6 protein-coding genes are annotated in these 7829 nt (G+C 37.3%); 5 read left to right on the top strand and 1 reads right to left on the bottom strand.

The annotated features are described in order from the left end of the window. The first annotated feature begins 138 nt into the window (after positions 1–138). The 5 genes from WAE64_RS18780 to WAE64_RS18760 all read left to right on the top strand — a co-directional run bounded on the left by WAE64_RS18780 (position 139) and on the right by WAE64_RS18760 (position 7154). Complete coding sequence (locus tag WAE64_RS18780; RefSeq protein WP_340239154.1) at positions 139–1872, top strand: alpha-amylase family glycosyl hydrolase; 1734 nt, start codon at positions 139–141, stop codon at positions 1870–1872. A gap of 45 nt (positions 1873–1917) precedes the next feature. Further along, positions 1918–3462: an MFS transporter gene (locus tag WAE64_RS18775; protein WP_340239153.1), complete on the top strand. Its 1545-nt coding sequence runs from the start codon at positions 1918–1920 to the stop codon at positions 3460–3462. A gap of 217 nt (positions 3463–3679) precedes the next feature. Next, positions 3680–4705 carry a sensor histidine kinase gene (locus WAE64_RS18770; protein ID WP_340239152.1) on the top strand — a complete coding sequence of 342 codons (1026 nt, stop codon included), beginning with the start codon at positions 3680–3682 and terminating at the stop codon, positions 4703–4705. A 143-nt stretch (positions 4706–4848) separates the two neighbouring features. Next, positions 4849–5574 (top strand): LytR/AlgR family response regulator transcription factor, encoded by a 726-nt coding sequence (locus WAE64_RS18765; RefSeq protein WP_340239151.1) that lies wholly within the window; start codon positions 4849–4851, stop codon positions 5572–5574. Between the two features lie 386 nt (positions 5575–5960). Beyond that, positions 5961–7154, top strand: coding sequence for an aspartate aminotransferase family protein (locus WAE64_RS18760; RefSeq protein ID WP_340239150.1), 1194 nt, complete (start codon positions 5961–5963; stop codon positions 7152–7154). Between the two features lie 2 nt (positions 7155–7156). Here WAE64_RS18760 and WAE64_RS18755 read toward each other — a convergent pair whose 3' ends face one another. Continuing rightward, positions 7157–7825 (bottom strand): DUF2461 domain-containing protein, encoded by a 669-nt coding sequence (locus tag WAE64_RS18755; protein ID WP_340239148.1) that lies wholly within the window; start codon positions 7823–7825, stop codon positions 7157–7159. Positions 7826–7829: the final 4 nt, after the last annotated feature.

Here is a 7829-nt window from a genome sequence, read left to right as displayed (position 1 = left end):
TTTTTCGTTAGCATGAGGCTAACTTAACTATTTTTAAACTCTTTCGCAAAAGCGAAAGTCCTAAATAAGATGTATAAGAAAATTTGCTTTGCTCTGATGTTTTCCTGTTATTGGGCAATGGCACAAACCCCTAAAAAAATGACCAAAGAAAAAACTAAGATTGAAAAACACACAGATAAACTAGTAGTATATCAGGTTTATACACGATTATTCGGAAACACCAATGCAACCAATAAGTTTAATGGCACTATTAAAGAAAATGGTAGCGGCAAATTCAACGATATTAACTATGCTGCACTGCAAGCACTCAGAAAATTTGGTGTGTCGCACGTTTGGTACACAGGCATTATAGAACACGCTACCATGACCGATTATTCAAAGTATGGCTCACCAAAAGATAATCCGTTGGTTGTAAAAGGTATTGCCGGCTCGCCTTATGCTGTTAAGGATTACTATGATGTTGACCCCGACCTGGCGGTAAACGTCAAGAACCGAATGAAGGAATTTGAAGCTTTGGTACAACGGAACCACAAAAATGATTTGAAGGTGATAATAGATTTTGTACCAAACCATGTTGCACGTAACTATCATTCTGATGTAAAACCAAATGGTGTACGTGATTTTGGCGAAGATGACGATAAAACGAAAAATTTTGCAGTTAATAACAATTTTTATTACGTAGTAGGGCAAGATTTTGTAGTGCCTCATGGAGTAAACCCTCCTATAAAAGTTACAGAGCCGTATATTGAGAGCCCTGCCAAAGCAACAGGCAACGATGTTTTTATGCCTAACCCAAGTATTAACGATTGGTTTGAAACCGTAAAACTTAACTATGGCGTTGATTACCTCGAAAATCGAACAACTCATTTTGATCCTGTGCCTAATACCTGGCTAAAAATGAAAGACATTCTTTTATTCTGGGCATCTAAAGGCGTTGATGGTTTCAGGTGTGATATGGCCGAAATGGTTCCTAAAGAGTTTTGGGGTTGGGTGATACCGGAAGTGAAAAAAGTAAATCCCGAAATAATTTTTATTGCCGAAATCTACAATCCGGCAGCTTATTGGTCTTATATCAATGAAGGTAAGTTTGATTATCTCTACGATAAAGTTGGGCTATATGATGCCTTAAGACGCCTGATGCAAGGGGCAGGTGATGCCAATGATATTACCAGAGTTTGGCAAAATGAATCGGGTAATTTTGCACAGCACATGATTCGATTTCTTGAAAACCATGACGAGCATCGGATATGTTCAAAATTCTTTGCTGGCGATGCCTTCAAAGCCGTTCCGTCAATGGTGTTAAGTGCAACCTTGCACACCGGCCCGGTAATGCTGTATTTTGGACAGGAGCTGGGCGTAACACCAGATAGAGCAGAGGGTTTTAGCGGAGACGATGGCCGTACTACAATATTTGACTACTGGGGCGTACCCGAATTTCAGAACTGGGTAAATAACCATAAATATGATGGAGGTAAACTAACGCCCGAACAAAAGAAAATACGTAAATTTTACGCCGATTTACTCAAATTTGTAAATACAAGTGATGCTGTAAAAAACGGACAATTTTTTGATTTACAGTATTTAAATAATCATGGTCAATCGCCTAATTATAACGACCAGAAAATATTTACTTATCTACGCTTCACTGAAAAACAAAAAATGTTGTTTATTTGCAACTTTGACTTAGAAAATTCATATTCAACATCTATCAATATTCCAAAAGGCGCCTGGGAAATGATGGGACTCGACCCAACTTCAAAACGAAAATATAAAGGTACTTTTGGAAATAAACTGGTACTTGAAGAACCGAATTCAGAGAAAGTAAAACTTGATATACCTAAAAACAGCGTCTTGATTTTTGAGATAGAGTAAAAACCAATCTCACCTGAAATACTTTAACCTGTAAACCCTATAATAATGACACCAAATGTCAATAAAGACAAACCTCTGCTTTCGTTCTGGCAAATCTGGAACATGAGTTTCGGATTCTTCGGTATTCAGTTTGGGTTCGAACTGCAGAACTCAAACGTGAGCCGTATTTTTGAAACTCTCGGCGCGAATAAAGACGAAATACCTTTGCTCTGGATAGCCGCCCCTGTAACAGGTTTAATAGTTCAACCGATAATTGGTTACCTAAGCGACCGCACTTGGCACCCATATTGGGGTCGGAGGCGTCCGTTTTTCTTTGTTGGCGCAATTCTGGCTACACTAGCCCTTTTCGTAATGCCCAACTCCTCGGTATTATGGGTAGCTGGCGGAATGCTCTGGATTCTTGATGCCTCTATTAATGTTTCAATGGAGCCATTCCGTGCATTTGTTGGCGATAAACTTAGTTCACAGCAAAGAACCACAGGCTTTGCCATGCAGAGCTTCTTTATTGGTGTGGGCTCGGTTATTGCTGCTTTATTGCCCTGGATTTTTACAAACTGGTTTAATTTCAGCAATACAGCACCTGCTGGCGAAATTCCTGATTCAGTGAAATATAGCTTTTATCTGGGAGGAATTGCATTTCTGGTTGCAGTATTTTATACAGTATTTACAACAGATGAATTTCCGCCTGAAGACATAGAGGAATTTAAAAAAGAAGTGAAGAACGCCGGGTTTTTAGATGGTTTTAAAGAAACCTTTGTCGGAATTTTTAAAATGCCTAAAACGATGGCACAACTGGCATTTGTACAGTTTTTTACTTGGTTCGGTTTATTTGCTATGTGGATTTACAGTACCAATGCTGTAACCAGCACTAAATATAATATGAGTGTAGATAAGGCCTTGGTCTTAAAGATGGAGGCCGCATTACAAAGCAAACTACAGTCGTCAGACCTGTCGGCCAAAGACAGTAAGATTTTTAAATCTTTGCAGGCTGATATAAACGAAATACACGAGTATAGAGCCAATCAGAATCCGGTAACTATTTCTATTAATCTGGCCAATTATTTTGAAGAAAATAAAGAAAATATCTTAAGTGCTGCCGAAGTAGCCGATCTGCAAAGAGTAAAACAAGAATACAACGATGGGGCTGATTGGCTAAATGTATGCTCGAGTGTACGAAACGGGGTAGCGGCATTATTTGCTTTTATTATTCCGTTGATAGCCATGCGAACAAACCGTAAGATAACGCACATGATTTGCCTTATTATAGGCGGAATTGGCCTCATTTCTATTTCTTTTGTTACAAATCCACAATTAATTGTGCTATCAATGGCGCTGGTGGGTGTTGCATGGGCCAGCATTTTATCAATGCCTTACGCTATTCTTTCAGGAGCTTTGCCAGCCAAAAAGATGGGTTATTATATGGGTGTGTTTAATTTCTTTATTGTAATCCCCCAAATAGTTGCGGCCACTATTCTTGGTTTTTTCACCATGAAAATATTCAATGCCAATACACTACATACCATTGTTTTAGGTGGTGTATCAATGATTATAGCTGGCTTATTGGTGCTTCGTGTAGAGGATAATGACTGATTTGTTAGCACCAAATAAAGTTGTATAATTAAAACTAACTAAAAGTGTACGTTTTTTTTAGGTGTTGTAGTATGTTTAAACGATTTCTTTTTCTGAATTAATACCCTAATAGCAAGTCTATGAAATTATTACGATGGTCTTGTTACACCTATCCTTTATCTTAAAAAGATAAATTTTTTAGAAAATAGTTATAACATTGTAGTGAAAACTAATAAAAATGTTTAAAAACAGGTATCTATATATTTTTCTTCATATTATTATGTGGTTGGGCTATACGGCTTTACCTGTGTTGAATGCTATTCAGCGAGATACCTCTAAGCCACAGACAAATCCGTACACAAACCCTTACTATTGGGCTTATGTATCGTTTTCATCTATTCTTTTATTTTATCTCCATTCAGAATATCTTTTTCCGAAAGTATATAAACAAAAACCCATCCGTTATTTTATACTATTGATTCTTGTAATTGCTATTTTACTTGTAGGGCGTTATTCAGCACGTATAAACTTTGTAGGTAATGATATAAATCAGACCTTGTTTTATATCAATAGTTTTATTCAGTATTTATATATATTTGGTATAAGTGCATCGTATAGTTTCTTTACCGATTATCAGAAACAGCAGAGTACAAAACGAGACAATGAGCACGAAAGACTGAAATCAGAACTTTCTTTTTTACGTTCGCAGATTTCACCGCACTTTATGTTTAATTTATTGAATAGCCTAGTGGCCCTGAACCGTAAAAAGTCTAACCTTGTAGAGCCTGTTTTACTCAAGATGTCAGATTTATTACGCTATATGCTTTACGAAAAAGACGATAAACAGATTTCGCTCGATAACGAAGTAAAATACCTTCAAAATTACATTGATTTGCAAAAACTTCGTTTCGGCGATTATGTAGATATTGATTTTAATGTAAAAGTCCCTACATTCAGCAAGAATATTGAGCCCATGCTTTTGATACCATTTGTAGAAAATGCTTTTAAACACGGCGTTGGCATGATAGAAAAACCTATTATCAGAGTTGAGTTACAGACTATCGAAAACCAGTTGTTGTTTATAGTAACCAATAAATTTAGTAACGATGTTCAAGAGATAAAAGATGGAGCTTCGGGTATTGGGCTCACAAACGTCAAAAGACGTTTAGAACTTTTATATCCTGAACAACATTCCTTAAAAGTGCAACAGAAAGATAATTTTTATACAACTGAGCTGAAACTTAATTTAAGACAAGTTGCTTAATAATATACTGAGATTGCTGTATTAGATACATTTAAAATGTAAATACTCCTTTTTAATTTCTCAGGCTTGTGTTAGATTTCTTAGCGAAACTTTCGTTTCTTGCACCAAATTATTCGTCAAAAATCCCAAAATCAAGAAATAATATGCGTTGTATAGCCATTGATGATGAACCACTTGCGTTAGATTTATTAGAAGATAATATCAAACAGGTGCCATACCTTGAGCTTGTTGGCCGTTGTAGAAATGCCTTTGAAGCTATACAGTTGATCCAGAAAGAAAAGGCAGAGTCTCGGAATATAGATTTACTATTTTTAGATATTCAGATGCCGGGTATTACGGGCGTTCAGTTTCTGAAGAGCTTGGTTACAAACCCAATGGTTATATTTATAACCGCCTATGAGCAGTATGCGCTCGAAGGCTTTGAGCTAAATGTAATCGATTATCTTCTGAAACCCGTTTCTTTTGAGCGTTTCCTTAAAGCTTGTAATCGGGCGCACGAATTGCATCAATTAAAAAATACTCCACAACAGGCACCGGCACAGCTTTTGTTAGAAGAACATTTCTTTGTGAATGCCGAGTATTCTTTGGTTAAAATCCGTTATAATGATATTTTATATATCGAGGGGCTGAAAGATTACATCAAGATTTATCTGGCTACTCAGAGCCGTCCGGTTATTACTCGTATGACCATGAAAGGCATAGAAGAAAAGTTATCGGCTTTGCCATTTATGCGTGTTCATAAGTCATTTATTGTATCGCTCAATAAAATTGAATCTATCAGAAATCTAAAAATAAGCATCGGAGCACATCAAATACCTGTTAGTGAGCAGTTCTCAGAAGAACTTATGCGTAGGATAGGTGGTAAATAAAAGTCGCAAAAATCGGGTGTTTTGTCGAATGTATTTTACTTAAGGTACATCTATTTGTAAATTTGTGCATCTCTTTCAAACAGAGTTACGTCTTTATATTGTAAATTTTAAAGATAAAGTTATTCTTACACATAGTGAGTAAAGAAAAGAGTCAGTTTAATAAGAGCAATACTCTTTACTGGAAGTTAAGAAGTCAGCGAAATCTTTTGTTTTTAGGCAGATTTGTTTAAACAAATATCGCTGATTGGGGTTGTGTAAGAATTTATGGAACAGGAGTAAATATCTACTCATAAATAATAGGTTAGTACGTAAAACTCGCGAGCTTTGCTTGCGAGTTTTTTTTATCTCAAATTTGCATCAGAAATAATCAATAGACGTTTATTAATATGACCCATCGAGAAGTTTTCTTACAGAATGTAGCCCAAACCTCAGATTTTCCGCTGGCACTTGAAATCGAAAAAGCAGAAGGCATCTACTTGTACGGGAAAAATGGTGTAAAATACATGGATTTGATTTCCGGTATAGGGGTGAGTAATGTGGGGCATCGCCACCCAAATGTAGTAAATGCAATAAAAACACAAGTTGATAAATATATGCACCTAATGGTGTATGGTGAGTATGTTCAACAACCACAAGTATTGCTTGCGCAGGCACTGGCAAAAACTTTAGCAAATTACCGAACAGCAACCGGATATGTTTTAGATAATGTATATTTTACTAATTCAGGTACTGAGGCAGTAGAGGGAGCCATGAAACTCGCTAAACGTTTTACGGGGCGCACCGAAATAGTTTCGTGTAATCGTTCATATCACGGCTCTACACAGGGTGCATTGTCTTTAGGAGAAGAGCATTTCAGGCGTAATTTCAGGCCCTTATTACCCGCTATTACAAAGATTGAAAGGAATCAGTTAATTGACTTGGAGAAAATCACCACCCAAACTGCGGCGGTGATTTTCGAACCTGTAGGAGGGGAGTCTGGTGTTCGTCCGGCGGATGAAGTTTATCTTAAAGAATTAAGAAAACGTTGTAATGAAGTTGGTACTTTATTAATCTTCGACGAAGTGCAGTCAGGCTTTGGGCGTACAGGCTCATTCTGGGCATTCGAACAATATGATGTAGTGCCTGATATTTTACTCTGTGCCAAAGGCATGGGCGGCGGAATGCCCATCGGTGCATTTATTGCTCCGCAGCAGATTATGGCTGTTTTTAAAGATAATCCTATCTTGGGGCATATAACTACCTTTGGAGGGCATCCGGTAAGTTGTGCCGCATCTTTGGCAACACTTAACACAATTCATGACGATAATTTGCTGGCTGAAGTAGAAAAGAAAGCGAGTCTTTTCAGAGAATTATTGGTGCACCCTGCAATAAAAGAAATACGCCACAAAGGCTTGATGATGGCCGTAGAGTTTGAGGATTTCGACACCCTAAAGGCAATCATTGACAAAGCCATAAGCAAAGGCGTGATCACTGATTGGTTTTTGTATTGTGATAACTCAATGCGTATAGCTCCGCCATTAATCATTACTGAAGAAGAAATCAGGCAAGCTTGTGAAATTATTCTGGACAGTATTGTGTAACATTACACATTGTCATAAAAAAGCTCGTTCAGGTAGTCGAGGTAGGGTTTAAGAATAACACAGCCTTCGATTACCTGCTGCGCAAAATCTCTGGCAATCACCTCTTTATCTGTGAATTTATGATAAAAGAATAATTGCTTGTATTTTAAAAGTTCAATATCTGGGTGGTCGGCAGTATAACCCTTTGGCATCAATTTTACCTTATCGCCTGAGATATAAGGGTAATAATTCCTGAACTCCTCTTTTTCAATGATACCTTTCAAATGTGCAGGATTATAATCTATTTCTTGCCGGAAAGATGCCAGATGTGTTGAGGTTGGTTCCCACATACCACCTCCTAATGTTGATTGATTATCGGGTTGAATTTGCAAAAAGAAATCGATTCTACCTGATTGCCTGCCACCAGGCCCAAAAGCCGCAGAAAAGAATTTTTTATAAGGCGATTTATCCTTGGAGAATCGTATATCACGATTGATTCTGAAAATGCAATCTTTTACTCGGGTGTTCACGAGGTCGTCCTGTACTTTGGCCAGACCAAATAGAATCTCATGACAAAGCTTTTCGAACGATGCCTTTGCTGTTTCATAGTCTTGTCGGTGTGCCTGAAACCATTCTCTGTTATTGTTTTCTTCCAGATTTTTTAAAAATTGAAGTGTATCTTGAGTAGGCATTAGT

The sequence above is a fragment of the Emticicia soli genome (assembly GCF_037860775.1).
Taxonomy (GTDB): Bacteria; Bacteroidota; Bacteroidia; order Cytophagales; family Spirosomataceae; genus Emticicia; species Emticicia soli.
This window is presented reverse-complemented; position numbering and strand designations above follow the sequence as displayed.

Excerpts from the sequence above, each read along its gene's own strand:
- WAE64_RS18780 (WP_340239154.1), top strand. The coding sequence starts at position 139 with ATGACCAAAGAAAAAACTAAGATTGAAAAACACACAGATAAACTAGTA.
- WAE64_RS18775 (WP_340239153.1), top strand. The coding sequence starts at position 1,918 with ATGACACCAAATGTCAATAAAGACAAACCTCTGCTTTCGTTCTGGCAA.
- WAE64_RS18770 (WP_340239152.1), top strand. The coding sequence starts at position 3,680 with ATGTTTAAAAACAGGTATCTATATATTTTTCTTCATATTATTATGTGG.
- WAE64_RS18765 (WP_340239151.1), top strand. The coding sequence starts at position 4,849 with ATGCGTTGTATAGCCATTGATGATGAACCACTTGCGTTAGATTTATTA.
- WAE64_RS18760 (WP_340239150.1), top strand. The coding sequence starts at position 5,961 with ATGACCCATCGAGAAGTTTTCTTACAGAATGTAGCCCAAACCTCAGAT.
- WAE64_RS18755 (WP_340239148.1), bottom strand. The coding sequence starts at position 7,825 with ATGCCTACTCAAGATACACTTCAATTTTTAAAAAATCTGGAAGAAAAC.